General features: G+C 69.8%; 18 protein-coding genes. 4 read left to right on the forward strand and 14 right to left on the reverse strand.

All coding sequences use genetic code 11. From position 1 onward, the window contains the following. Positions 1–5 precede the first annotated feature (5 nt). On the forward strand, positions 6–701 hold the full coding sequence (locus tag ABZ272_RS12580; RefSeq protein WP_355050045.1) for a FadR/GntR family transcriptional regulator: 696 nt from the start codon (positions 6–8) through the stop codon (positions 699–701). A 91-nt stretch (positions 702–792) separates the two neighbouring features. On the opposite strand, the gene ABZ272_RS12585 is transcribed toward ABZ272_RS12580, so the two are convergent. The 3 genes from ABZ272_RS12585 to ABZ272_RS12595 are packed head-to-tail and all read right to left on the reverse strand — an operon-like array spanning position 793 to position 3,702. Continuing rightward, positions 793–1,602 carry an ATP-binding cassette domain-containing protein gene (locus ABZ272_RS12585; protein ID WP_355050046.1) on the reverse strand — a complete coding sequence of 270 codons (810 nt, stop codon included), beginning with the start codon at positions 1,600–1,602 and terminating at the stop codon, positions 793–795. Next, positions 1,602–2,654 (reverse strand): ABC transporter substrate-binding protein, encoded by a 1,053-nt coding sequence (locus tag ABZ272_RS12590; RefSeq protein ID WP_355050047.1) that lies wholly within the window; start codon positions 2,652–2,654, stop codon positions 1,602–1,604. Before ABZ272_RS12590 ends, ABZ272_RS12585 begins: the two co-directional genes overlap by 1 nt. Before the next feature lie 40 nt (positions 2,655–2,694). Then, positions 2,695–3,702 carry an ABC transporter permease gene (locus ABZ272_RS12595; RefSeq protein WP_355050048.1) on the reverse strand — a complete coding sequence of 336 codons (1,008 nt, stop codon included), beginning with the start codon at positions 3,700–3,702 and terminating at the stop codon, positions 2,695–2,697. Between the two features lie 669 nt (positions 3,703–4,371). Between ABZ272_RS12595 and ABZ272_RS12600 the strand changes: the two genes are divergently transcribed. Continuing rightward, on the forward strand, positions 4,372–5,799 hold the full coding sequence (locus ABZ272_RS12600) for an endo-1,4-beta-xylanase (RefSeq protein ID WP_355050049.1): 1,428 nt from the start codon (positions 4,372–4,374) through the stop codon (positions 5,797–5,799). An 85-nt stretch (positions 5,800–5,884) separates the two neighbouring features. Here the strand turns inward: ABZ272_RS12600 and ABZ272_RS12605 are convergent, their stop codons facing one another. From ABZ272_RS12605 to ABZ272_RS12620, 4 genes are read right to left on the reverse strand one after another with little or no spacing between them, the layout of a single operon-like run. Continuing rightward, positions 5,885–7,039 carry a serine hydrolase domain-containing protein gene (locus ABZ272_RS12605; protein ID WP_355050050.1) on the reverse strand — a complete coding sequence of 385 codons (1,155 nt, stop codon included), beginning with the start codon at positions 7,037–7,039 and terminating at the stop codon, positions 5,885–5,887. Positions 7,040–7,042: 3 nt separating this feature from the next. Then, positions 7,043–7,867: a carbohydrate ABC transporter permease gene (locus ABZ272_RS12610; protein WP_355050051.1), complete on the reverse strand. Its 825-nt coding sequence runs from the start codon at positions 7,865–7,867 to the stop codon at positions 7,043–7,045. Then, positions 7,864–8,835 (reverse strand): sugar ABC transporter permease, encoded by a 972-nt coding sequence (locus ABZ272_RS12615; protein WP_355050052.1) that lies wholly within the window; start codon positions 8,833–8,835, stop codon positions 7,864–7,866. Before ABZ272_RS12615 ends, ABZ272_RS12610 begins: the two co-directional genes overlap by 4 nt. Continuing rightward, complete coding sequence (locus ABZ272_RS12620) at positions 8,832–10,187, reverse strand: extracellular solute-binding protein (protein ID WP_355050053.1); 1,356 nt, start codon at positions 10,185–10,187, stop codon at positions 8,832–8,834. Before ABZ272_RS12620 ends, ABZ272_RS12615 begins: the two co-directional genes overlap by 4 nt. 360 nt (positions 10,188–10,547) lie before the next feature. Between ABZ272_RS12620 and ABZ272_RS12625 the strand changes: the two genes are divergently transcribed. Beyond that, complete coding sequence (locus ABZ272_RS12625) at positions 10,548–11,573, forward strand: LacI family DNA-binding transcriptional regulator (protein WP_355050054.1); 1,026 nt, start codon at positions 10,548–10,550, stop codon at positions 11,571–11,573. A gap of 129 nt (positions 11,574–11,702) precedes the next feature. On the opposite strand, the gene ABZ272_RS12630 is transcribed toward ABZ272_RS12625, so the two are convergent. From ABZ272_RS12630 to ABZ272_RS12660, 7 genes are all read right to left on the reverse strand, one after another. After that, positions 11,703–13,379: a ricin-type beta-trefoil lectin domain protein gene (locus ABZ272_RS12630; RefSeq protein WP_355050055.1), complete on the reverse strand. Its 1,677-nt coding sequence runs from the start codon at positions 13,377–13,379 to the stop codon at positions 11,703–11,705. Between the two features lie 263 nt (positions 13,380–13,642). Further along, a complete protein-coding gene (locus ABZ272_RS12635; protein ID WP_355050056.1) occupies positions 13,643–16,039 on the reverse strand; it encodes an RICIN domain-containing protein in 2,397 nt (798 codons plus the stop codon). A gap of 73 nt (positions 16,040–16,112) precedes the next feature. Then, the gene (locus ABZ272_RS12640) at positions 16,113–16,964 is read right to left on the reverse strand and encodes a sugar phosphate isomerase/epimerase family protein (protein ID WP_355050057.1); all 852 of its coding nucleotides are present in this window, start codon (positions 16,962–16,964) and stop codon (positions 16,113–16,115) included. Between the two features lie 6 nt (positions 16,965–16,970). Beyond that, positions 16,971–18,161: a substrate-binding domain-containing protein gene (locus ABZ272_RS12645; protein WP_355050058.1), complete on the reverse strand. Its 1,191-nt coding sequence runs from the start codon at positions 18,159–18,161 to the stop codon at positions 16,971–16,973. Positions 18,162–18,171: 10 nt separating this feature from the next. Then, positions 18,172–19,149 (reverse strand): ABC transporter permease, encoded by a 978-nt coding sequence (locus tag ABZ272_RS12650; RefSeq protein WP_355050059.1) that lies wholly within the window; start codon positions 19,147–19,149, stop codon positions 18,172–18,174. A 2-nt stretch (positions 19,150–19,151) separates the two neighbouring features. Continuing rightward, entirely contained in the window at positions 19,152–20,126 is a 975-nt protein-coding gene (locus ABZ272_RS12655; protein ID WP_355050060.1) for an ABC transporter permease, read from the reverse strand. Between the two features lie 120 nt (positions 20,127–20,246). Beyond that, positions 20,247–21,764 carry a sugar ABC transporter ATP-binding protein gene (locus ABZ272_RS12660; protein ID WP_355050061.1) on the reverse strand — a complete coding sequence of 506 codons (1,518 nt, stop codon included), beginning with the start codon at positions 21,762–21,764 and terminating at the stop codon, positions 20,247–20,249. A 525-nt stretch (positions 21,765–22,289) separates the two neighbouring features. Here ABZ272_RS12660 and ABZ272_RS12665 point away from each other — a divergent pair. Beyond that, positions 22,290–25,844 carry a ThuA domain-containing protein gene (locus ABZ272_RS12665; protein ID WP_355050062.1) on the forward strand — a complete coding sequence of 1,185 codons (3,555 nt, stop codon included), beginning with the start codon at positions 22,290–22,292 and terminating at the stop codon, positions 25,842–25,844. Positions 25,845–25,878 lie beyond the last annotated feature (34 nt).

A 25,878-nucleotide genomic window follows, 5' to 3' on the forward strand; every position in this document is an offset into this window, starting at 1 on the left:
GTGTCATGTCCCGCACCGACGAGGTCGTGAACGGCATCAAGCGGATGATCCTGGAAGGGACGTTCAAGCCCGGGGACCGGCTGCCCATCGAGAAGGACCTCGCCGAATCCCTCGGCGTCTCGCGGGGCTCGCTGCGCGAGGGGATGTCCGCGCTGTCGATCCTCGGCATCGTCAACATCCGCCAGGGTGACGGCACGTACGTCACGAACCTCGACGCGCCACAACTGCTGGCCCCGATGGGCTTCGTGGTCGACTTCCAGGGGCAGGGCGACGGACGGCACATCCACACCGTCCGCCGCCTGCTCGAGTGCGAGGCCGCCCGGTTGGCCGCGACCAGGATCACCGACGAGGCCCTGGCCCAGGCCGCCGAACTGCTCGACGAGGCGGCCCGGATCGCCGGCCGGTCGCCGCAGGACCACGAGCGCATCATGGAAATCGACATCGCGTTCCACCGGATCATCGCCGCACACGCCGACAACCCGGTACTCATCGGCCTGATCGAGGCGTTCGCCGGGCGCACGCTGCGCGGGCGGCTCTGGCGGAGCCTGCACGAGGAGGGCGCGGACCGGCGCACCCACGACGAGCACGTGGCGATCCTCAAGGCCCTGCGGGCGCGCGACCCGGAGCGGGCCCGCACCCGGATGGCCAACCACCTGATCGGTGTGGAGGAGTCGCTCCAGGGGTTGCCCGACGAGGGCTGACCGGCGCCGTCGACTGATCGCCCGCCCGTGCCGCTCGTCGGTGGCACCGTTTTCCGGTGCACCGCGCGCGCTCACGGGCGGGCGACCCCTGTCACCGCTCGTCGCTCTTGCTTCCGGTCATCGCCGCGACCAGATCGTCGGTGCTGACCTCGGCGGCGCGCAGCCGAGCCGCCCGCCGGCCGAGACGCAGCACCTCCACCCGGTCGGCGATCTCCAGAACCTGCGGCATGTTGTGACTCACCAGCACCACCGACATGCCCGCCGCACGCGCCCGCCGCACGACGTCGAGCACCCGCTCGGTCTGCACGACGCCCAGCGCCGCGGTGGGCTCGTCGAGGATGACCACGTTCGTCGCCCAGATGATCGCCCGCGCGACTGCGACGCACTGCCGCTGCCCGCCGGACAGCATCGCGATCGGCGTGGTGACCCGTGGGATCCGTACGCCCAACTCGTCGAGGGCCGCGGCGGCGCCGTGGCGCATGGCGCGCTTGTCGAGCAGGCCCAGCCGACCGAGCGGCCCGGACCGCAGGATCTCCCGCCCGAGGTAGAGGTTGGCGGCGACGCTGAGGTCGTCGGCGACCGCGAGATCCTGGTAGACGGTCTCCACCCCCGCGCGCCGGGCGTCCACCGGGGTCCCGAACTGAACGGGACGACCACCTATCCGGATCTCGCCCTCGTCCGGCGCGTGCACGCCGGAGAGCGTCTTGACCAGCGTGCTCTTGCCGGCGCCGTTGTCACCGATGAGGGCGACGACCTCGCCCCGGTGGACCGTGAAGTCGGCGCCGCGCAGCGCCTCGACGTGGCCGAACCGCTTGACGATCCCCCGGGCTTCGAGCACCGGCGGCTCCTCGGGAGACCGCCGCTGGTCGTTGTCGGTCGTCGGCGCGGAGGTCGTCGCCATCACTGCACCGGGGGGTTGGCGCAGCTGGGCTCGAGCACCGCCTTGATCTCCGGCGAGTCGATGTTCTTCTTGGTGACGAAGGTGACGCCGGTGTCCGCCGACGCCAGCGGCGCCTTGTCCCGGAGGTGCTTGACCATCTTGTCGACGCCGAAGTAGCCCATCTTGAAGGGATTCTGCACGACCAGCGCGGAGATCTGGCCGTTGCGCAGTCCGGCGATCTCGTCCGGGGCGGCGTCCCAACCGATGATGACCACCTTGCCGGACTTGCCCGCCGCCTGGATGGCCTGCGCCGCGCCGAGCACGCTCGGCTCGTTGGCGGCGAAGATGCCGGCGAGGTTGGGGTTCGCGGTGAGGATGTTCTCGGTGACCCGCCGCGCCTCGTTGACGTCGCTGCGGCTGGGCTGCTGGCCGACCAGCTTGAGGTTGGGGAACTGCTTGAGGCCCTCCTTGAAGCCGTCGACCCGCTCGGTGTTGGTCTGCGAGCCCGGCTGGAACTCCACCAGCGCCACGTCGTGGTTACCGGGGCCCAGCTCGGTGGCGAGCAGTTTGGCCGCCTCGACGGCCGACGCCTTGTTGTCGGTGGCGAAGAGCGGCACGCTCGACGGCTGCGGGCTGGTGCCCGAGTCGATCATCGCGACCGGGATGTTCGCGCCGATCGCCTGGTCGGTGGCCGGCGCCAAGGCGCGGGAGTCGGTGGCCGCGTAGACGATCCCGTCGACCTTCTTGGTGACGAAGTTCTGGATCAGGTTGACCTGACCCTCGACGTCGGTCTCGGTGGTCACCCCGTCCCACTGGACGGTGACGTTGCCGGCGCGCTGCGCGGCGCACTCGGCGCCCGCCTTCACCGTGTTCCAGTAGTCGGCCCCGACGGCCTTGGGTACGACGGCGAGCTTCAGCGGCCCGGAGGCGTCCTTGGTCGCGCCGTCGCCTCCGTCGCGGACCTCGACTCCGCCGCAGGCGCTGAGCAGCGCGGCCGCCGCGGCGGCGGCGAGGATGGCCTGCGCGCGTAGGAGGTGACCCCGTGGACGTCGGCGGATGGTGGTGTGTGCCATGGTGTGCGTCCTTCCTCTGGTGAGCTGCGGGAACGGCAGATCAGCCCCGTGACTCCAGCCGCCGACGGCGGTACTGGTCGAAGTAGACGGCAGCCCAGATGATCAGGCCGACGATCACCTGCTGGTAGTGGATGCTGATGTCGAGCAGGACGGCGCCGTTGCGGACCAGGGCGATGAGGAAGGCGCCGATGATGGTCCCGACGATGCGGCCCTGCCCGCCGAACAGGCTGGCGCCGCCGATGACCGCGGCGGCGATGACGTCGAGTTCCAGCGAGATTCCGTAGTTCGGCTGCCCGGAGTTGACCCGAGAGGCGGCGATCATGCCGCCGAGGCCGACCAGGACACCCGCCAGGACGTACACGTAGGTCAGGTAGCGGCCCACCGGGATGCCCGAGCGGCGGGCGGCCTCCAGGTTGGAACCCATCGCGTAGGTGTACTGCCCGAAGCGCGTCTGCGAGAGCAGGAAGGCCACCCCGACGGCGACCAGGGCGGTGATCACCACGGCGAACGGAATGCCGATGATCTCCCCGTTGCCGAGCAACTGGAACGACCGGGGCAGCCCGTAGACGCCGACCGCGCCGGTGATGATGAAGACCAGCCCTCGGCCGACCGACATCGTGCCCAGCGTCGCGATGAACGGGGGGATCCGGGCGACGGTGACCAGCAACCCATTCAGCAGTCCCGCCAGGGCCCCGACACCGATCGCGACCGCCGTGGCCGCGAGGAGCGGAAAACCCAGGTCCCGTACGACCATCGCGCCCGCCACGCCGGCGAGCGCGGCGACCGAGCCGACCGACAGGTCGATGCCCTTGGTGATGATGACCATCGTCTGCGCGGCGGCGATGATGGCGATCACCGCGGTCTGCGCGCCGATGTTGAACAGGTTGTCCGCCGTCAGGAAGTAGGGACTGGCGAAGCTCAACGCGACGAACAGGACGACGAGCGCGGTCGCGGCGGTGAACTCGGACAGCGCGTGGGAGATGCGCTCGCGCACCCAGTCGTTCAGCGCGCCGCCGTGGGCCTGGTCGGTCGCCTCGACGGCACTCATCGCCGGGCCCGGCCGTCGTCCACTGTGTCTCGCCCGGCTCGGCACGCGCCGCCGCCGGTGATTGACGCTCTCGCTCGCAACCGGACCTCCCCAGGAAGTCACGCACGGGCCACGCCCCGCAATGCCCGCACGATAGATCAGATGTTTGCAATGATCAGGCGTTACCTTGCCATGGTCACACTCGTGTTGCCAAGGTCTTACCGGCATGTTGTGGCATCGTTATTCGGACCTCGGACGCGATACGTCCGACCAAAAAACCCGCTGACCGAGTCCGGTCCGGGACGGCCACCGACGTCGTCAGCGGAGGGGTCTGCCGCCCGGCCACCGGTCGCCTTGAGCATGTTATCGATAACATGCTATGTTCCGCCAAGGAGTCGAGGGCACGTCCCTCCCGTTCGGAACCACCGGCACCTCGAAGGGCATCGGGTCCCACGACCCGGTCGACGGCCGGTGAGCTGTCCGAGCCACACCTGTCCGGCGTTACGTCATTCCCGCGTCCGCGCACGCGGCTGTCCACCGTGACGTGAACCCCGCAGACAGCACCGTCGTCGACCCGTCGGACCGTCCCGGGCACCGCCGAATCCGCCCCGTACGGCCCCCCGGCAGCCCTTCGCCGGTCGGGCAACCCGACCTCGACTCCGCCGCCACCATTTGTCGAAAGGCAGGACCATGGACAAGATCCCCGACGAACGCGCACCGCGACCCCGGTTCCGGGGCCGTCGGGTGCTGGTGCCGCTCGCGGCCACCCTCGCGGCGGTCGCCGCGACGGTGGCGGTGACCTCGACCGCCAACGCCGGCACCACGCTGGGCGCCTCGGCGGCCGAGAAGGGCCGCTACTACGGCGCCGCGGTACCCGCCTTCAAGCTGTCCGACAGCCAGTTCGCTGGCATCGTGAACCGGGAGTTCAACCAGCTCACTCCCGAGAACGAGATGAAGTGGGACGCCACCGAGCCCCAGCAGGGTCGGTTCAACTACAGCGGCGGGGACCAGATCGTCGCCCACGCCCAGTCCCACGGCATGATCGTGCGCGGCCACACGCTGCTCTGGTACCAGCAGCAGCCGGGCTGGGCGCAGAGCATGTCCGGCACCGCGCTGCGCAACGCCGCCATCAACCACGTCACCCAGGTCGCCACCCACTACCGCGGCAAGATCTACGCCTGGGACGTGGTGAACGAGGCGTTCGCCGACGGCAACTCCGGCGGCCGGCGCGACTCGAACCTGCAGCGCACCGGCAACGACTGGATCGAAGCGGCGTTCCGCGCCGCCCGCGCCGCCGACCCGGGCGCCAAACTCTGCTACAACGACTACAACACCGACGGCATCAACGCCAAGTCCACCGGCATCTACAACATGGTCCGCGACTTCAAGTCCCGCGGCGTGCCGATCGACTGCGTCGGCTTCCAGTCCCACCTGGGCACCTCGGTGCCGGGCGACTACCAGGCCAACCTGCAACGCTTCGCCGACCTGGGCGTCGACGTCCAGATCACCGAGCTGGACATCGCCCAGGGCTCCAACCAGGCCAACGCCTACGCCCAGGTGACCCGGGCCTGCATGGCGATCCCCCGCTGCACCGGCATCACGGTGTGGGGAGTCCGGGACAGCGACTCGTGGCGCAGTAACGACAACCCGCTGCTGTTCGACCGGTCGGGCAACAAGAAGGCGGCGTACACCTCCGTCCTCAACGCCCTCAACGCGGGCACCGGCACCCCGACCACGCCGCCGCCCACCACCCCTCCGCCCACCACCCCTCCGCCGACCACTCCCCCGCCCACGACGCCGCCGCCGACCACTCCTCCGCCCACCGGTAGCGGCTGCACCGCCTCGGTGTCGCTGAACTCGTGGAACGGTGGCTTCGTCGCCACGGTCAAGGTCAACGCCGGCTCGACGGCCGTACGGGGCTGGTTGGTCCGGATCACGCTGCCCTCGGGCGCCGCCGTCACCAACACCTGGAGCGCGCAGGCCAGCGGCTCCTCGGGTGCGGTGGACTTCCGCAACGTCGACTACAACGGCCAGATCGGCGCGGGCGGCAGCACGGAGTTCGGTTTCCAGGGCACCGGCGCCGGCCCGTCCGCCACTCCGACCTGCACCGCGAGCTGACCCGTCCCCTCTCAGCTCACCCCCTGAGCGCCCCCGGGGCCGCGCGGACCACCGCGCGCCCCGGGGGTGCTCGCCTGCGCCCGCGTCAGGCGTCGAGGCAGGAGCGGACGGCGGCGGTGAGCCGGTTGGCGCGCTCGTCGCGCGCGCCGTACATCTGGTTGACCACGTAGCCGAAACCCACCTCGTGGTACGCGTCGGCGAAGGCGAGATTGCCGCCGGCGCCGTCGTGGCCGAAGCTGCGCTCCCCCAGCAGCGGCCGGGCCGGCTCGGAGTGCAGCAGGAAACCGGTGCCCCAGCGCTGGCCGGTGTCGGGCGGGCCGTGCCGTTGCTGGCCCCGCGAGCGGACGACGACCGCGTCGTCGACCGACGCCCCGGTGAGCAGGGGCCCGCCGGTCACGTCGGACACGCAGGCCGCGTAGAGGCGGGCGAGGCCGTCCGCGGTGCTCACCGCACCCGCGCCCGGAATGCCGGCCGCCTGGATGTCCGGGTCGTTGAAGCTGACCAGACCCTCGGCGTCGGCGGGAAAGGCGAACGCGCCGCCCATGGTGATCCCCCGCTCGGCGACCGGGTCGACGAAGGGATCGGCGTCCGGTGGTGGGGCCAGATCCCAGGCCACGCCGTCGCGCTCGGCGGCGGGCAGCCCGAGCCAGGTACGAAGTCCCAGCGGGCCGGCGACGGCGTCGCGGAAGTACGCGCCGGGGAGCTGACCGGTGACCCGGTGGATGACCTCGCCGACGAGCCACCCGTAGGTCATCGAGTGGTAGCTGTGCGCCGTACCCGGCTCCCACAGTGGGGTCTGCGCCTCGATCGCCGCGATGACCGGGTCCCACGCGAGCACCTCGTCGAGGGTCAGCGGCCGGTCCAGCGCCGGCAGGCCGGACTGGTGGGTGAGCAGCCACCGTACGGGAATGTCCGCCTTGCCGTGCTGGCCGAACTCCGGCCAGTAACGCGTCACGGGCGCGTCGAGGTCGAGGCGTCCCTCCTGCACGAGCAGGTACGCGCAGATCGCCAGGATCCCCTTGGTGCACGAGAAGACGACGACCGGCGTGTGCGCCGTCCAGGGCCGCCCGGTGCGGGTGTCGGCCAGCCCGCCGTACAGGTCGACGACCTTGCGGCCGCGCACGTAGAGGGTGACCGCGGCGCCGACCTCACCGCGGAGGGTGAAGTTGTCGCGGAACGCGTCGGCGACGCGCCCGTAGCGCTCGTCGACGTCGCCGTGGATCTGCGGCTGCGTGGCCACTGCCTATCCCTTCAGTGAGCCCTGGATCAGGGCCTTGATGAACTGTCGCTGGAAGATCAGGAACACGATGAGGGTAGGGGTGAGGATCAGCAGCGAGCCAGCGCACAGCAGCACCAGGTCGGTGCCCCACTGGCCCTGGAACGCGCCGAGCGCTCCGGCCATCGTGCGTTTGGTGGCGTCGTCGACCAGCACGATCGCGAGCAGGAACTGGTTCCACGTCCAGAGGAACATCAGGATCGTCAGCGAGGCGATGGCCGGGCGGGCCAGCGGCACCTGCACCCGCCAGAACAGCTGCCAGGTGCTGCTGCCGTCCACCCGGGCGGCCTCGGACAGCTCGACCGGCACGTTGGTGAAGTGGGCGCGCATCCAGAACACCGCGAACGGCATGTAGAGGCCGATCAGCGGCAGGATGATGGCCCACCGGGTGTTGAGCAGGCCGAGGTCCTGCATCTGGTAGTAGAGCGGGGTGACGACGGCCTCGAAGGGCAGCGTGAGGCCGAGCAGCAGCAGGCCGAAGACGAGCCGGCCGCCGGGCACCCGCAACTGACCCAGTCCGAAACCGGCCATGGTGGCGATGAGCACGGACACCGGTACGACGCCCGCCACGATGAGCAGGCTGGAGCGCAGCAGCGCGCCCATGTTGGCGGCGGTGAACGCGTCGGCGAAGTTGCCCCACTGCGGGTCCGACGGCCAGGCCAGACCGTCGGGCACGGTGCCGCGCGGTTGCAGGGCGGCCGAGAGCATGCTCACGAACGGCAGCAGGGTCACGAGGATCAGGGCGATCAGGAAGACCCGACCGGTCAGCTGCTCACGTCGGCTCAGGTTCACGGCTTCTCCCCCCGGGTGAGTCGCTGGATCGGCAGCACGAACGCCAGCACCAGGACCATCAGTACGACGGCGAGCGCCGAGGCCAACCCCACCTGGCGCTGCGAGAAGGCCAGCCGGTAGATCTCCAGACCGGGGACGGTGGTCTGCAGGCCCGGTCCGCCGCTGGTGGAGATGTAGACGATGTCGAAGCTGGCCAACGCGGCGATGATCGTGACGGTGAGGCAGACCCCGATCTCCTGGCGCAGGCTGGGCAGGGTCACCGCGAGAAACTCGCGGACCGGCCCCGCGCCGTCCAGCCGGGCGGCCTCGTAGAGCGCCGGGTCGATCTTGCTCATGCCGGTGACCAGCAGGATCGTGCAGAGGCCGAGCAGGACCCACGCCCCGATCACCCCGACGGCGGGCAGCGCGGTGTCGAAGTCGCCCAGCCAGGCGCGGGCCAGGCCACCCAGCCCGAGGGCGCGCAGCACCTGGTTGACCAGCCCGTTGGTGGAGAGCAGCCAACTCCACGCGATGCCGGCCGCCACCAGGGGAATGACCTGCGGCAGGAACAGGATCGTCCGGACCACGGTGCCGAACGCGCCGGTGGTGATCCGGCGGACCACGCTCGCCACCAGCAACCCGAGCGCGACCGGGATGAGGCTGAAGAAGACGATCAGGATGATCGCATTGGAGATGATCTTCAGTAGATCGCTGTCGGTGAAAACGGTGACGTAGTTGTCCAGGCCGACCCAGCGGGCGACCCCGATCCCGTTCCAGTCGTAGAGCGAGTACTGGACGGTCAGGGCGAGGGGCCGCAGGACGAAGACCGCGTACATCACGAAGGCGGGCAGGACGAACAACCAGCCGGTCCCGGCCGCGCGGGCCCACCGGCGTCGGTGGGCCCGCGCGGAGGCGGGACGGGCGGGACGACCCACGGACGACGCCCGGCCGTCCCGCCCTGGTGGTGCGCTGCCGAGGGCAGACGTCATCGGGACAGTTCCTTCTCGTACTCGGCCTGGACCGCCTTGACGTACCCCTCGGGCGTCTGCTGGCCGGCGACCAGCTTCTGCATCTCGGGCGTGATCGCGGCGGCGAAGATGCCACCGGTCGCGTTCGCGGTGAAGTCGACCGCGCCGTTCTCGGCCCCGAGCTGCTGCGCCGCCTTGAGGGTCTCGGCCAGCACGGTGTTCGGGGCGGCGGCCGGCACCGGAAGGTCGCTCGGGCCACCCGGGCTGGACCCGCCGACCGTCACGGCGATCTCCCGCGCCTTGGCGTCGGTGTGGACCCAGTTGAGGAAGAACGCGGCGGCGTCCGGGTTCTTGGCCTTGGCGGAGACCCCGAAGGTGTTGGGGGCGGACATCGCCACGTGCTTGGCGCCGGCGGCCTCGCCGGGGAACAGGAAGAAGCCCACGTTGCCGGCCATCGTCTTGTCGAGGTTCGCCGACTCCCAGTCGCCGTTGAACATGAACAGACCGTTGCCCTTCTGGAACTGCCCGACCATGCCCGCGTAGTCCAGGGCGTTGGCGTCCTTGGTGAAGTAGCCGGCCTGCGCCCACTTCTGGATGGTCTGGGTGGCCTTCAGCGCGGCCGGCGTGTCGAAGGTGGCTCCCGGCTTCTGGAAGATCCAGTCCGCCACCTGGGCCGGGTCGCCGAACTGGTTCTGCAGCGCCTGGTGCGGGAAGTTGATGCCCGCGGTGTTCTTGTTGAACTGCATGATCGGCTGGACCCCGCTGGTCTTCGCCTTCGCCAGCACCTGCTCGAACTCCGCGACCGTGGCCGGCGGCTGGGTCATGCCGACCTGGGCGGCCAGCTTCTTGTTGTAGAAGACGCCGGTGACGCTGTAGCCGAGCCCCATGCCGTAGAGCGATCCGGTCCCCCGCGTCTCGTCGCCGACGCGCAACTGCACGAGCTGCGAGGCGGGGAACTTGTCCCAGCCGTACGCGGTGACGTACGGGTCGAGGTTCTTGAGCAGGTCGTCCTTCACGAGGTCGACCATCGTGGGGAGCCGGATGATGTCGGGCGCGTTGTCCGAGGCCATCACGCGGGGGGCGTTCTCCACGATGACCGTGAACTGGTCCTCGCGGATGTTGAACGTGACGTTCGGGTGCTGCTTGGAGAACTCGTCGGCCAGCGCCTTGGCCAGCGGGAAGCCGGTCTCCGCGTACATCTGGAGGGTTACCGGCTCGGTGCCCAGGTCCGTCTTGACGGCGGCGTCGGGCCCGGCGGTCGACGATCGGTCGGCTCCGGGCGCGCTGCACGCCGTGGCGGCGAGCCCCAGCACCAGCAGCGGTGCGAGGAGCAGCGCGCCGCGTCGCGGGAATGTCGTCAGCGTTTGTGCCATGTCATGACTCCTATGTTCCTCCGCGCGTCCCACGACCCACGGCCGCGCGACGGCTCCACCGGGACCTTCGCGACGGGCGAGCGGACACGACACGTACACCGTGACCACCTCGCGCCGCCGCGCTCGCGTACCGACTCAGCAAGCGACCGACGGCGTCTGTCGACGCGCCAAAAGTGGCCGCTAAACTGATTTAGCAGAGCATGCGCGTGACACCGGAGGCTGTCAAGGACAACCTGGCAACGGTCCGGAAACATCGGGTTCACACCACGCTCGACCCGACCGGGGCCGGACTCCGGGCGCCGACGCACCATGATGGGCGGGAGCGGGAGCCCGTGGCGCCGCGCCTGATTCGGAGGACAGATGGGCCGCAACAGAGCAACCCTGGCCGACGTCGCACGGCGGGCCGGGCTGTCCAAGACCGCCGCGTCGATGGTGCTGAACGGCAGGGAGGGCACCCGGCTCTCGGCCGAGGCACACCAGCGCGTGTTCGCCGCCGCCGAGGAGCTGGGCTACCGGCCCAACCTGGCGGCACGCAGCCTGCGTACCCGCAAGACCGCGACCATCGCGTTCGTCTCCGACATCGTCGCCACCACCCGCTTCGCCGGCGGCCTCATCCGCGGCGCGCTCGACGCGGCCCGGGAACGCGACCACGTGCTGCTCATCACCGAGACGCAGGGCGACGCCACCTTCGAGCAGTACGCCATCGAGGCCATGCTCGACCGACAGGTCGACGGGGTGATCTACGCGGCGATGGCCACCCGGCGGCTCACGGTGCCCCCCGCCATCCTCGGCGGCCCGGTGGTGCTGCTCAACGCCACCAGCTCGGACAACCTGCCCTGCGTGCTTCCCGACGACGACCGGGCCGGTCGCGCGGTCGCCACCGCCCTGCTGGAGTACGGTCACCGCGACGCCATCGCGCTCATCGGCCGCAACCGGATCAAGGAGGGCGACCAGGAGATCTCCCTCGCCGCCCGGGCCCGCCTGCACGGCATCCAGCAGGCGCTCGGCGACGCGGGCGTCACCCTCCTGGCGGAGTCGTTCTGCACCGAGTGGCTGCCCGAGCACGGTTACGCCGCCACGCGCGCCCTGCTGAACCGGCCGCAACGACCGAGCGCCATCATCTGCATGAACGACCGGCTGGCGTTCGGCGCCTACCAGGCACTCGGCGAGGCGGGCCTGACCGTGCCGGACGACATCTCGGTGATCTCGTTCGACGACGATCCGATCGCCTCCTGGCTACGTCCCGGCCTCGCGACCACCGCGCTACCGCACGAGCAGATGGGGAGGCGCGCGGTCGAACTGCTCCTGGACGGCGGGGCCGCCGAACCGTCGCTCGTCGCGATGCCGCTGCGCCGACGCCGGTCCCTCGCGCCTCCCGCCTCCTGATCCGGGCGCTCCCTGCGCGGGCAGGCCCGCACCGGCACACGCCCGGCTCGACGGGGCCGGACGACGACAGGTCCGGTCCGGGGCCGTGCCGCCCCGGACCGGACCTGTCGAGCTGTCAGCGCGGTGTGGCTAGCGCCGGGTCCAGCGTTGGTTGGAGGCCCCGGTGCAGGTCCAGAGGAGCACCGTGGTGCCGTTGGCGGTCGCGTTGTTGTTGACGTCGAGACAGAGGCCCGACGACGCTCCGCTGATCGTGCCGTTCGAGTTGAACGTCCACCGTTGGTTGGCGCCGCCGTTGCAGTCCCAGATCTGGACCTTGCTGCCGGCGCTGGCGTTGGTGGGCGCGTCCAGACACTTGCCGAGCGCCTGGAGGGTCTGTCCGTTGGCCGTCCACCGCTGGTTGGCGGCCCCGTTGCAGTCCCAGATCACCGGCTGGGTGCCGTTGGTGGTGTTGCTCTGCGGGACGTCCAGGCAGCGGCCGGAGGCAACGCTCGCCAGCGCGAAGGAGGTCGTCGGCGGCGGCGTGGTGGTCGGCGGCGGCGTGGTCGGCGGCGGGGTGCTGGTGTCGCCGCCACTGACCCGGTACACCACCGTGCCGTGCGCCGGGACGCTGGCGGAGATGGAGCCGGTGCTCGTGCTGGTGGTGTTGTTCCAGGCGTCCACCAGGGTGAAGGAGCTGCCGGACTTGCCGACGGCGGCGGCCGTCGTGGAGATCGTCGTCGTCGAACCGCCCTGGTTGAACAGCGCGACCGCGACGTCACCGTTGGCCAGCCGCTTGGCCAGCACGCGACGGGTGCCGTCGAACGACACCTGGCCGGCCTGCAAGCCCAGGGCGTCCTGGTTGATGCCGATCAGATTGGCGTTCTTGAGGATCGTCTGCGTCGCGGTGTTCATGTTGCGGACGTCGTTGCCGGCGATCAGCGGCGACGCCATCATCGCCCACATCGCGAAGTGGCTGCGCATCTCGGTGTCGTTCATGCCGCCCCGGCCGACCTCCATCATGTCCGGGTCGTTGAATCCACCCGGGCGCGCGTACGAGGCCAGCGGAACGGTCACGTTGATGATGTTCTGGATGCCCATCGGGTAGCCGTTGGTCTGCCCGGTGTCCCACGCGTTGGTGATGTCCTCGGTGGTGCGCCACATGTTCGCCACGTCGCCCCAGTTTCGCTGCGGGCCGGTCTTGGCGTGGATGCTGTTGGAGTTGATGCTGTAGACGATCGGTCGTCCGGTCGCGGCCAGCGCGTCGCGCATCTTCGCGAACGTGGTGACCTGGTCGTTGATGCTGCCGTTCGGCGAGCACCAGTCGTACTTGAGGAAGTCGACGCCCCAGGCGGCGAACTGTCGGGCGTCCTGCGCCTCGTGACCCTGGCTGCCGGTCGCGCCGGGGTAGCTGTTGAAGTACTGGGCGCAGGTCTTGTCCACCGGCACCTGGTAGAGGCCGAACTTCAGCCCCCGGGCGTGCAGGTAGTCGCCGAGCGCCTTCATCCCGCTCGGGAAGCGGGTCGGGTCGCCCTGGAGGTTGCCGGAGCTGTCGCGGTTCGGGTTGAACCAGCAGTCGTCGACCACGACGTACTGGTAGCCCAGATCGCGCATTCCGTTGCTGACCATCGCGTCGGCGGTCTGCCGGATCAGCCCTTCGTTGATGTTGCAACCGAAGGAGTTCCAGCTGTTCCATCCCATCGGGGGTGTCCGGGCGACGCCGTTCTCCAGCGCCTGGGCCCCGGGCGCCCGCAGGCCCACGAGGGCGGCGGCCACGAGAAGCCCGGCCGCCGCTGCCCGCCCCCAGTGACGGGCTCGGATTCGCTTCATTCGGGAGCGTCCTTTCGGTAGTGCCATCCACGGGGGACGGCAGCCCGGATGAGGCGGGCACCGTCGTGTGCGCGACCACTGTTAGCGTTAACAGCAGACGCCGGTCATATTACGGAGCCGTTTCGTCGAATTCAACTGGTTCTATGTGTTGACGTCTTGCCGGTTCCTGCCGGTCGAAGCTCGGGCCGGCGGTCGACGGGCAGGGGCAGCCCCCGTCGGTCTCGGGTGACCGACGGGGACCGCCTGCCGGGGCGAGCCCTGGCTCAGCCGCGCAACTGCCACTGCTGGTTGGTGCCGCCGTTGCACGACCAGAGGATGAGCTTCGTGCCGTTCGCCGTCGCGGCGCCGTTCGCGTCCAGGCAGAGGCCCGACTGCACGCCGGTGATCGTGCCGTTGGCGTTGACGTTCCACTGCTGGTTGGCTTGGCCGTTGCAGTCCCAGATCACCACCTTGGTGCCGTTGGCGGTGCCCGCCCCGGAGGCGTCCAGGCACTTGTTGCCGTACACCATGAGCTGCCGGCTGGCGGTCACCGTCCACCGCTGGTTGGTGGCCCCGCTGATGCAGTCCCAGAGCTGGGCCTGCGTACCGTTGGTGGTGACGGATCCGCCGATCTCGGCGCAGCGGCCCGACTGGACGCCCACGATCTGCCCGCTCTGCGGGTTGGTGCTGCCGCCGCCCTGGACGCCGGCCGCCGCGATCACGGACTGCGCGCCCGACGGCCAGTTCCCGTTGGAGACCGTGACGTTGCTGTTGACCACGTTGCCCCGGTCGCCGTTCGTCACGTTGGTGCTGCCGTTGGTCGACCAGTTGTTGGTGACGGTGAAGTTGCCCATGTTCTCCGCGTAGTAGTAGTTCGCGGTAGCCCAGGTGCCGGTGGAGGAGAACACGTTGTTGCGGGCGGTGTAGTAGCGCGAGCCCTCGTCGAAGTAGAGCCCGAACCAGCCGTTGGTCCGCAGGCAGTAGTTCTGGTTGATGGTCCCGCCCGGGTTCGCCGAGAGCGTGTAGATGCACCCGCCGTCGGTCATCTGCTGCATCACGTCGTGCACGTAGTTGCCGATGACCTGGTTGTTCGACGCGGTGGTGGCCGTGGAGTAGCGCGGCTGGTAGTTGTAGAGGCCCCGGTTGGCGTAGTGCTGGCTGCCGCCGGCGTCGTTGGCGCCCCAGCCGTAGCCGACCGACAGCCCGGTGTACGGCATGTTGTAGACCTCGTTCTGCGAGACCAACGAGGTGCTGACGTAGGTGGTCAGGATCGACACCACGCCCCGGTACTCCACGCCCAGGTCGTGCACGCGGTTGTTGCTGATGGTGACGTTGCGGTTGACCATCCGCTGGTCGCCGGGGTGGTGGGCGTCGGCGCGCACGCCGCCGACCACGATGCCACCGGCCGAGTTGCGGGCGATCTCGGAGCGCGTGACCGTGATGTTGCTCGTGCCCAGGCCGACACCGCTCGCGTGGGCGTTGGCGTCGTTGCCGATGCCGATGGCCGTCTGACCCAGGTTGACGAACTGGGAGTCACTGAAGGAGATGGTGTTGGCGGCCGACACCTGCACGGCCGCGGGCATCTGGGCCCAGCTCGGCCGGGTGGCCTCGAACAGCGGGCAGCCCTCCTGGCAGGAGGTCAACGCGTCGGACGGGCGGGCCCAGGTGCCGACGATGTGGGCGCCGGTCTGCTGGTCGGCGAAACCGTTGCTGCTACTCGGGCCGAGCCAGCTCGTGCCGGTGAAGGTGATACCGCTGAACGAGATGTGGTGCGCGGGCGCGTCGTACGTGCCGCCCACGCTGACCAGCGACTGCACCTGCGGCAGCTCCACGCTCACGCTGCTCATGTTCTGCCCGGAGAGCGGGATGTAGTTGAGCTGTCCGCTGCCCGGATTGAGATACCACTCCCCCGCCGAGTCGAGGAACTCGTACGCGTTCTCCAGGTAGAACGGGCCGGCCCGGTGCGGACGGGACAGGGTGTCGAAGCCGAACGTGTTGTTGTTCCAGGCCGGCTGCTGCATCGTCAGGAAGTTCCCGCTGATGCTCTGCACGGGCGAGTACCGGTCGGTGAACGAGCCGACGCTCTCCACCTCGACCCGGCTCTGGTTACCGACGTTGTTCAGGTAGCTCAGCGCGCTGTTGCTGAACCGCATGCCGGTCGTGGTGAAGGTGAAGTCGGCGCGGTTGACGGCGGTACGCGCCCGGGTGGCGATGGCGCCGTTGACGTAGAGCTGGCGGCTGTCCAGCCCGGTGGGGACGCTGGCCCGCCAGATGTTCTTCGCGGAGTCGACGAGCGACCAGCCGGTGACCGCCCGCGCGCCGCTGATCGTCGGGCGGGCCGAGGCGGCCGCCCGCCAGATCACCTGGTAGCCGCCTGTGCCGGAGTCGGCGGCGGTCAGCCGCAGCGGCGAGGTGAGCCGGTACACGCCGTCGGCCAGTTCCACGACGATGTCGCCGGTCATGGAGCTGTTGAGCGTCCGGACGGCGGCTTGGGCGCCGGCCAGCGAGCACGGCTGGCTGGCGGAGCAGGTGCTACCGCTACCGGACGGGGACGCGTAGAGGGTGGTGGTCGCCGCGGCGGCCGGTGTGGCCGAGGCGGTGACGGCGACCAGAGCGGTCAGTGCCGCCGTGGCGGCGCCGGCGAGAACCCGGCGCGCCACGGCGATGGATGGGATGGACACGGGACGGTCTCCTGGGGGGGTAGAGGTGGGGTGGTGGGGTTAGCGCTAACAACATGGGCGTGCCGACGCCCGGTCAGGCGACGACCTTGCGGAGGTGGCGCAGGCCGTCGACGGCGAGGCGGTCCTGTGTGGGGGCTAGGGGCCGCCAGATCGACGCCGCGGTGGCGATGGTCTCGTTCTCGGCCGTGAAGGACTCGATGCAGACCGCGCCCCGGTAGCCGGTGCCCCGCAGGACGGAGAAGAAGCGGGGCCAGTCGAAGTGGTCCGCGCCGGGAGCGCCCCGATCGGTGCCACTGACCTGGACGTGCTTGATGTGCGGACCGGCCAGCGCGAGGGCCGCGTAGGGGTCCGCCTCCTCGATGTTCATGTGGTACGTATCGATCATGATGCCGACGCTCGGGGGCAGGCCGTCGATCGCCTCGATCGTCTGCTCGACGGTGTTGAGCACGCTCGTCTCGTAGCGGTTCAACGCCTCGACACCGATGCTCACGCCGCACTCGCCGGCCCGGTCCGCGACCGGCGCGAGCGCCCGTCGGAAGTCGGCGTAGCAGGCGGCGCGGGCCGCCGCCGACATCCGCCAGGTGCGCCCGACGGCCGCGTACACCGGACCGCCGACGCAGGGCGCGCCGACCGCCGCCGCGCTCGCCACACACCCCATGAGGTACGCGACGGTCGACTCGACGACGGCCGGCGGGGCGTCCACCAGGTCCCGCCCGGGCGGGGTGACCGCGCAGACCCCGGCCGCGGCGAGACCGTGCTCGGCCAGCAGGTCCCGCGTGCGCACGGGATCCCAGTCGCCGGGCTGCTCGATCGGCAGTTCGACCGCGTCGAACCCGAACGAGGCGATCCGCGGGATCAACCGGGCGAGGGCCTCGTCGTCGACCGGCGAGGCCCACACCCAGGGGTTGACGCCAATGGCGTACACCGCAACCTACTTCCAGCGCTGGGGGTAACCGGGCAGGTCACGGCAGCCGCACATCGCGTAGTGCAGCGGCGGCATGCTCGCGTCGAGGTACTGGTCCAGGTTGTCCTGGGTGATCGTGGGCTGCGGCAGCTTCCACGGGCTGGACACCTGCTTGCCGTCGAGGATGTCCAGAGCGGCGATGACCGGCGTCCGCCACTGGTACGTCGGGTAGGTCGGCGCGATGGCGGTGAGCTGCTTGTCCTTCCAGAGCTTCAGGAAGTCGAGCTGGTCCTCGCCGTTCATCGGCGGCACGGGCTTGCCGGCGTCCTGGAACGCCTCGACCGCCGCCACGGCGACCGCTCCGGCGTCCATCCAGACCCCGTCGATCGTGCCGTACCGCTGGATGTAGTCGTTCACGATCTTCTTGGTCTTCGCGGGGTCGCCGTCGGTGAACTCCACGCCCACGACGTCGACCTTCGCCTTGTCCAACGCGATCTTCGCGGCCGACCAGCGGGTCTCCAGCACGTCGACGCCGGGCAGGATGCGCAGCGCCAGCAGCTTGCCGCCGGGCTTCATCTTCTGGCTGACGAACTCGGCGCCGACGTGTCCGAAGCCGTAGCCGCCCACCGGGTTGATGAACGTCACCGGGCAGGTCGTGTTGACGCCCCGGTCGAAGACGACCACCGGCAGGCCGGCCTTGCACGCGGCCTCGACGGCCGGAGTGAGCGTGGCGGTGGTGTTCGGCGACACGATGAGCGCGTCGCAGCTCTTGCCGAGCAGATCGTTGATGTCGGCGATCTGCTTCTGGTCCTTGCCCTCGGCGTCGACGTGCACGAACTCGCTGATGCGGGACTTCTGCGCCTCCACCTCGGCCTGCATGGTCTTGAACCCGACCTGCCGCCACGGGTTGTTCAGCGCCGCGTTCGAGAAGCAGATCTTGTGCGGACCGGCCTTCTTGAACTTCGCGGTGTCCACCATCTTCGGGTTGAGCACCTGCTCCCACGGCTTGTCCGCCGGGCCCGTCGGGGCGGCGTCGAGCAACGCCAGCTCGTTGTCGTAGTCGGCCTGCACGAAGAACTTGGACTGCTCCCCGGTGCCGGACCCCGCTGCGGCGGACGCGCTGCCGGACGGGGACGCGGTCGGCTCGTCCGTGGCACACCCGGCGGCGGCCAGCGTCAGCACACCGACCGCGGCCAGGGCGGTCATGGATCGTCTCATCGAATCACCTTTATCTTGAGGAGGAGGAACGCGAAGCCGAGACCGCCACGGCGAGCAGGATGATCACGCCCTGGACGGTCGATCTGAGGGCACCGGAGACGCCGGTGAAGTTCATCAGCGCGAAGAGCGTCTCGAGGGTCAGTGCGCCGAGCATCGCCCCGACGACCGAACCGCGACCGCCGCCGAGGGCGACCCCGCCGAGCACGACGGCGGTGATCGCGGCGAACTCCAGGCCGACGCCGGCCTGGAACGACACACCGCTGTACCCGCCGAGCAGGATCGCCGCGACCGCCGCCGCCACACCGCTGAGCACGAACGCGATCGTCTTGGTGAGATTGACGCGTACGCCGCTCAACTCGGCGGTGCGCGGATTGTCGCCGACGGCGACGAGCGTGCGGCCGAAGTCCGAACGCGTCAGCACCACGGCGATCGCGGCGACGACCAGCAGCACGAGCAGCGCGTACGGGATCCGGCCGAGCAGCGGCACGTCCTCGATGGCCCGTCGGCCGAACCGGCGGAACTCCTCGGAGAGGCCGCCCTTCGGTGCGCCGTCGGACCACAGGTAGACGGCGCCGACGAGGATCAGGAACATGCCCAGGGTGGTGATGAAGGACGGCACCCGCAGCACCGTGGTGACCAGACCGTTGACCAGCCCGACGAACGCGCCGCCGACGAGCAGCAACGCGACCACCGGCCAGGTGCGCGACGGGTCGCTGTCGATGAGGCGGGCGGCCACGACGACCTGCGCCGTGACCAGAGAGCCCACCGAGAGGTCGAACTCGCCGCTGACGATCACGAAGTACTGACCGGCGGCGAGCAGGATGATCGGCGCGGAGCGACCCAGGAACGACATCAGCGACCCGGGGGCGAGGAAGTCGGGTTGGACGAACGCGATGATGATCAGCAGCACCGCCAGGAGCGCGGCGATCGGCGCGATCCCGTCGGGGCGGATCCGGAGGGTGAGCGGACGACGCTCGGCGACCCGCATGGTCAGGACCCCGCCTTTCGCATGGCCCGTCGGGCGTAGACGGCGACCGCGGCGATGATGATCACGCCACGGATCACCTGCTTGAAGAACGCGTCGACCTCGAGCTGGTTGAAGACCGCGTCGATGCTGGCGAGCAGCAGCACGCCGCCGATCGTGCCGAGGACGCCCCCGCGCCCGCCCGCGAGGGCGGTGCCACCGAGGACCACCGCGGCGATGGACTCCAGGTCGTAGAGCCCTTCGGTGCCCACCCGTGGGGCGCCGGAGCCGAGCCGGCTGGCCAGGTAGACGCCGGCCAGCCCGGCACAGAGGGAGCACAGCACGTGGGCCGTGACGAGGACCCGGTCGTTGCGGACGCCGGAGAGCCGGGCGACCTCCGGATCGCCCCCGACGGCGACCAGGTGGTGGCCGAACCGGGTACGCGAGAGGGCGAACCAGGCCGCCGCGGTCACCGCGAGCAGCAGCAGGAAGGACACCGGCACCGGGCCGATCCGCTGGTAGCCGAGCGTCCGGACCAGAGCGGGGGCGCTCTCGCCGGCCGGGCCGTCGTAGCCGTTGTCGAGGTAGCCCTTGAGCAGCAGTCCGACGCCGAGGGTCGCGATGAACGCGTTGATCCGCAGCTTGGTGACGAGCAGCCCGTTGAGCAGTCCCACGCCGGCGCTGACCGCGAGCGCCAGCCCGATCGCCGGAAGCAGGGCGCCGTCGCTGCCGTTCATCGCCTCGGCCGCCACCAGGGTGCTGAGGCTGATCACGAACGCCACGGAGAGGTCGAGCGACCCACCGAGGATGACCAGGGTCTGCCCGACGGCGACGAGCCCGAGGCCGGCGGCGACGTGCAGCAGGCTCACCGTCGTCGACTGGTTGAAGAGCTGACCGCCGTCGAGCATGACGATCAGCCAGCCGACGACGAGGGTGAGGGCAAGGGCCACGTACACGCCCGGCACGGCACGGCGGGCCGGACGCAGCGACAGGGCGGTCATGCAGAACCACCTTTCGTTCGCGACTGCGGGGCTCGCAACACCGGCTCACTCCTCGCGCTCACGCAGAACCACCTTTCGTTCGCGACTGCGGGGCTCGCAACACCGGCTCACTCCTCGCGCTCACGCGGCAGCCTCTCGGACGGTGGTGGTGCCGACGGCCAGGGCAACGACGTCCTCCTCGGTCGCGCCGGCGGGCAGCTCGCCCGCGATCCGACCGTCGCGCAGGACGACGATCCGGTCGCTCATACCGAGCAGCTCCGGCAGCTCCGACGAGATCATCAGCACCGCCGCGCCGTCGCTGGCGAGGCGGCGGACGAGGTCGTGGATGGCGGACTTCGCCCCCACGTCGATGCCCCGGGTCGGCTCGTCGAAGATCAGGATGCGCGGGCTCAGCGCCAGCCACCGGGCCAGCACCACCTTCTGCTGGTTGCCGCCGGAGAGGAAGCGGATCTCCTGGTCGTCGCCGGCCGCGCGGACCTCCACGGCGGCGAGCAGCTCGCGTACCCGTGCCGTGCGGGCGGCGCGACCGGACCGTGTCGCGAAGGCGGCCCGGCTGGCCAGCAGCGCGTTGTCGAGCACCGACTGCCGTGCCACGATGCCCTCGCCCTTGCGGTCCTCGGTGACGTACGCGATGCCGGCCCGCATGGCGGCGCGCGGCGAGCGCAGTCGCACCGGTTCGCCGTCCAATTCGACGGCGCCGGTCGTGAACGGCGCCACGCCGAAGAGCGCCCGGGCGAGCGCGGATCGTCCGGAGCCCTGTAGGCCGCCGACGCCGAGCACCTCGCCGGCGCGCAACTCGAGGTTCACTCCCCGCAGCTTGCGGTTACCCCCGTCGCGGACGGTGAGCCGTACCGGTCCGCGGTCGTCGGGGCCGGCCCGCTCGGGGTAGTAGCTGGACAGCTCGCGGCCGACCATGTGTCGGACCAGCTCGTCGGCGCTTGTGCTCGCGGTGTCCACCGTGGTCACCCGGCGACCGTCCTTGAGGACGGTGATCCGGCTGGACAGGTCGAAGACCTCGGTGAGCCGGTGCGACACGTACAGCAGACCGATCCCGCGCTCCTGGAGGCGGCGCACCAGCCCGTAGAGCAGTTCGACCTCCTGGTCCGCCAGCGCCGCCGTCGGCTCGTCCATGATGAGCAGTCGCGCGTCCAGAGCGAGCGCCTTGGCGATCTCGACGACCTGCTGCTGGGCGACGCCGAGCCGCCCGACCCGGGCGTCGGCCGGCAGGGCGGTCTCGCCGATCGAGGTGAGCAGGTCGCGGGTGCGGTCGAGCATCGCGCGGCGGTCGACCAACCCACGCCGGACCGGTTCGTGGCCCAGGTAGACGTTCTCCGCGACGGTGCGCTCGGGCAGCAGGTTGAATTCCTGGTGGATGATGCCGACGCCGGCGCGCTGGGCATCACGGGGGCCGTGGAACGCGCGCGGTTGACCGGCGAACTCGACGGTGCCCTCGTCCGGGGCGTACCCGCCCGAGACGATCTTCATGAGCGTCGACTTCCCGGCGCCGTTCTCACCGACGACGGCGTGCACCTCGCCCGGCGCGACGTCGAGGTCGACCCCCTCGAGGACGCGTACACCGAGGAACGACTTGCCGATGCCCCGCAGGGCCAGCAGCGGTGCCGGTGGTGGATCTGACATCCCGATAGCCCTTACAGATAGTAGTCATCGACGAGGTCAGCACAGCCGCCGGTAGGCCGTTCGACGCGCTGAGTGACGCACTTTCGCAGCTTGCTGAAGAACTTGCGTTTTTATGGTGCAAACATTTCCTTGACATCGAGGAAACATCACACGTATGAAGATAGATGTTTGGATGCGGGTCCGCAATCCTCGATCTGCGGTGACAGCCAGGCCCAGCACTCGATCGGCACGAGTGCGGGTATGGACCGGTCAGGCCCGACCACCCCTACCCGGGGGTAACATCAGACGCTCGACGTTATATTGACACTCTTCAATGGATGATTCATCCTGACCTCGCAGACCATGGACGAGATCACAGCCCACATCACGCTGTGTGACATTCCAGCGGGGCTGACTGCCGTCTCGACGTACGGCACGACGACCGCGACCAGCACACCCGTGGCTCTCGCGCGCCCAGGCACGACCTGACGCGCTGTCGGCCCGTGCTCGCAATCGCCAGTTGCCCGCCCAGACCTAGGAGACGGCATGCGTCGCCCCACAATGCTCATCGGATTGATCGTCGGCCTGTTGGTGGCTCTCGGCCTGGCTCCGCCAGCGTCGGCCGCCCCGGCGTTCCGCGCCCTGTTGTTCACCAAGACCGCCGGCTACCGGCACGACTCGATCCCCGCCGGGATCTCGATGATCCAGCAGCAGGCCGCCGCGAACAACTTCGAGGTGGTGGCGACCGAGGACGCGAGCGTCTTCACGGCCGCCAACCTCGCCACCTTCGACGTGGTCATCATGCTCCAGACCTCCGGCATGGTCTGGACCTCGGCCTCCCAGCGGCAGGCCATCGAGGGTTACCTCGCCAGTGGCAAGGGGATCGTGGGCGTGCACAACGCCACCGACATGGGCATCGAGTCTGAGTACCCGTGGTGGGACCAGATGATGAACGGCGGCGCCCACATGCCGGAGCACTCCCCCGGCGTGCTGGCCGGCACGGCCATCGTCGCCGACAAGCAGCACCCTTCGACGGTCGGCCTGCCGGACCGCTGGAGCCGCAGCGAGGAGTGGTACAACTTCGACTCCAACCCGCGCGGCAACGTGCACGTCCTGGTGACCGCCGACGAGCGCACCTACAACCCGGGCTCACGGGCGATGGGCCCGGACCACCCGATCTCGTGGTGCCGCAACACCGGTGGCGGACGGGTGTGGGCCACCGCGATGGGCCACGCCATCGACTCCTACAGCGAAACCTACTTCCGCAACCACGTCCTGGGCGGCATCAAGTGGGCCGCCGGCAACCTGCCCGGCGACTGCGGCGGCACCGTCTGGGGCAACTTCGAGAAGCGCACCCTCGACGACAACACCGCGGACCCGATGGCGCTGTCCGTGCTGCCGGACGGTCGCGTCCTGTACGTCCAGCGGGGTGGCCAGGTCAAGATCTTCAAGCCGAGCACGAACAGCACCGTCACCGCTGCCACGCTGAGCGTCTACACCGGCGGTGAGGACGGCCTGACCGGCGTGGCGATAGACCCCGCGTTCGCCAGCAACGGGTACGTGTACCTGTACCACTCACCCGCGAGCAGCTCGACCGACGTCAACCGGGTGTCCCGCTACACGCTCTCCGGTGACACGCTCAACCTGTCCACCGAGGCCCGGATCATCGACATCCCCGCGTACCGGGACCGGACCTTCGCGGAGCCCGGGCACACCGGCGGCTACATCGACTTCGGCCCGGACGGCAACCTCTACATCGGCACCGGCGACGACACGCCGCCCAACCTCGACCCCAACTGGCAGGGGTACGCCCCGCTGGACTGGCGCTCGGGCAAGTCCAACCTGGACGCCGCCCGGTCCGCCGGTAACACCAACGACCTGCGGGGCAAGCTCCTGCGCATCAAGCCCTCGGCCAGCGGCGGGTACACCATCCCGACGGGCAACCTCTACCCCCAGGGCACGGCGCAGACCAAGCCCGAGGTGTACGCCATGGGCTTCCGCAACCCGTTCCGCTTCTCGATCGACCCGACCACCGGGTGGGTCTACCTGGCCGACTACGGGCCGGACCGCAACCCGCCGACGACCAACCGCGGCCCGGAGGGTCTCGTCGAGCTGAACGTGATCAAGACGGCCGGCAACTACGGCTGGCCGTTCTGCCACGGCAACAACCAGCCGTACGCGCCGTTCAACCCGGACACCGGTGTGGTCGGGGCGAAGTTCAACTGCAGCGCGCCGGTCAACAACTCGCCCAACAACACCGGCCTGGTCAACCTCAAGCCGGTCGTCTCGCCGAACATCTGGTACGGCTACCCGGCCTCGACGACCTTCCCCGAGCTGGGCTCCGGCGGGTCGGCCCCGATGGGCGGCCCGGTGTACCGGTACAACGCGAACAACCCGTCGGCCACGAAGTTCCCGCCGTACTACGACGGCGTGCACTTCTTCTACGAGTGGGCCCGCAACTACGTCAAGGAGGTCCACTTCGACTCCTCGACGGCGGTCACCCGGACCAACCCGTTCCTGCCCGGCGGCAACTTCAACAAGCCGATGGACATGGAGTTCGGCCCCGACGGCTCGCTGTACCTGCTGGAGTGGGGCTCGAACTTCGGCGGCGGCAACAACGACTCCGGGCTCTACCGGATCGACTACATCCAGGGCGGCCGGTCACCGATCGCGAAGGCCGTCGGCACGCCGACCAGCGGCAGCGCCCCGCTGACCGTCCAGTTCAGCAGCGCCGGCACCAACGACCCGGACCCTGGCAACACCCTCAGCTACCAGTGGACCTTCGGTGACGGTGGTACGTCCACGGCAGCCAACCCGGCACACACCTACACGGCCAACGGCGACTACACCGCACAGCTGAAGGTCACCGACAACACCGGCAAGACCGGCTTCGCCAACGTGCAGATCACCGTCGGCAACACCGCCCCGGTGGTCACCATCAACGTGCCGCCCAACGGCGGCATGCTGAACTTCGGCGACAAGGTCTCATACACGGTCAGTGTCTCCGACCCTGGCGGCGCGGCCATCGACTGCACCAAGGTGTTCGTCAACCCGGCCCTCGGCCACGACGACCACGCCCACGAGACCACCGAGTACCCGGGGTGTTCGGGGACCATCTCCACCGACCTGCTCGGTGGGCACCCCGAGGGCGCGAACCTGTACTACGTGCTCAACGCCCGCTACACCGACAACGGCGGCTCGGGCGGCGGCTCGCCGCTGACCGGCTACGCGACGGCGATCCTGCAACCGAAGCACAAGCAGGCCGAGTACTTCAGCAGCCAGTCCGGCATCCGGGTCGTCGACCAGAGCGCCGCGGAGAGCGGTAAGCGCGTCGGCGACATCTCCAACAACGACTGGGTGGCGTTCAACCCGATGAGCCTGTCGGGCATCAGCACCGTCAGCTACCGGCTGTCGTCGCCCAGTGGTGGGGGTTCCATCGAGCTGCGGGCCGACTCGCCGACCGGCACCCTGCTGGCGACGACGTCGGTGCCCAGCACCGGCGGCTGGGACAACTACCAGTCCACGGCGGCGACGAGCGTCGCGGCCCTGTCCGGGACGCACACCCTCTACATGGTGTTCAAGGGCAGCTCGTCCAACTGGTTCGACCTCGACGCCTTCACCTTCGGCGGCAACGGCGTGGGGGTCCCCGGCAGCGACACCGGTGGTGGCGTGGCCGGAAAGACCTGGACCCTCACGGCCCAGCACAGCGGCAAGCTGATGGACGTCAGCGGTGTCTCCACCGCCGACGGCGCCCAGGTGGTGCAGTGGGCGGCCACCGGGGCCAACAACCAGAAGTGGCAGGCGGTGGACGCCGGTAGCGGCGCCGTCTACCTCAAGGCGGTGCACAGCGGTAAGTGCCTCGACGTCGTCGGAGGCTCGACCGCGCAGGGCGCCTTCCTGCAACACACCACCTGCAACAACTCCAACCAACAGAAGTTCACCGTGACGGCGACCGGCACCACCGGTGTCTACACGGTCAAGAGCGCGCTGAGCGGGCTCTGCGTGGACGTCAACGGTGCCTCGACCGCCGACGGGGCCCGACTGCTGCAGTGGGGCTGCCACAGCGCCGCCAACCAGCAGTGGCGGTTCACCCAGGTCTGACCACCGGACCTGGCGCGAACGAAGCGCCGGCCAC

It is taken from the genome of Micromonospora sp. NPDC005979 (assembly GCF_040614415.1).
GTDB lineage: Bacteria > Actinomycetota > Actinomycetes > Mycobacteriales > Micromonosporaceae > Micromonospora.

Coding starts and splice junctions, on each gene's coding strand:
- ABZ272_RS12590 (WP_355050047.1), bottom strand. CDS start 2,654: ATGGCACACACCACCATCCGCCGACGTCCACGGGGTCACCTCCTACGC.
- ABZ272_RS12585 (WP_355050046.1), bottom strand. CDS start 1,602: ATGGCGACGACCTCCGCGCCGACGACCGACAACGACCAGCGGCGGTCT.
- ABZ272_RS12645 (WP_355050058.1), bottom strand. CDS start 18,161: ATGAGACGATCCATGACCGCCCTGGCCGCGGTCGGTGTGCTGACGCTG.
- ABZ272_RS12595 (WP_355050048.1), bottom strand. CDS start 3,702: ATGAGTGCCGTCGAGGCGACCGACCAGGCCCACGGCGGCGCGCTGAAC.
- ABZ272_RS12630 (WP_355050055.1), bottom strand. CDS start 13,379: ATGAAGCGAATCCGAGCCCGTCACTGGGGGCGGGCAGCGGCGGCCGGG.
- ABZ272_RS12650 (WP_355050059.1), bottom strand. CDS start 19,149: ATGCGGGTCGCCGAGCGTCGTCCGCTCACCCTCCGGATCCGCCCCGAC.
- ABZ272_RS12660 (WP_355050061.1), bottom strand. CDS start 21,764: ATGTCAGATCCACCACCGGCACCGCTGCTGGCCCTGCGGGGCATCGGC.
- ABZ272_RS12615 (WP_355050052.1), bottom strand. CDS start 8,835: ATGACGTCTGCCCTCGGCAGCGCACCACCAGGGCGGGACGGCCGGGCG.
- ABZ272_RS12620 (WP_355050053.1), bottom strand. CDS start 10,187: ATGGCACAAACGCTGACGACATTCCCGCGACGCGGCGCGCTGCTCCTC.
- ABZ272_RS12665 (WP_355050062.1), top strand. CDS start 22,290: ATGCGTCGCCCCACAATGCTCATCGGATTGATCGTCGGCCTGTTGGTG.
- ABZ272_RS12600 (WP_355050049.1), top strand. CDS start 4,372: ATGGACAAGATCCCCGACGAACGCGCACCGCGACCCCGGTTCCGGGGC.
- ABZ272_RS12580 (WP_355050045.1), top strand. CDS start 6: ATGTCCCGCACCGACGAGGTCGTGAACGGCATCAAGCGGATGATCCTG.
- ABZ272_RS12625 (WP_355050054.1), top strand. CDS start 10,548: ATGGGCCGCAACAGAGCAACCCTGGCCGACGTCGCACGGCGGGCCGGG.
- ABZ272_RS12655 (WP_355050060.1), bottom strand. CDS start 20,126: ATGACCGCCCTGTCGCTGCGTCCGGCCCGCCGTGCCGTGCCGGGCGTG.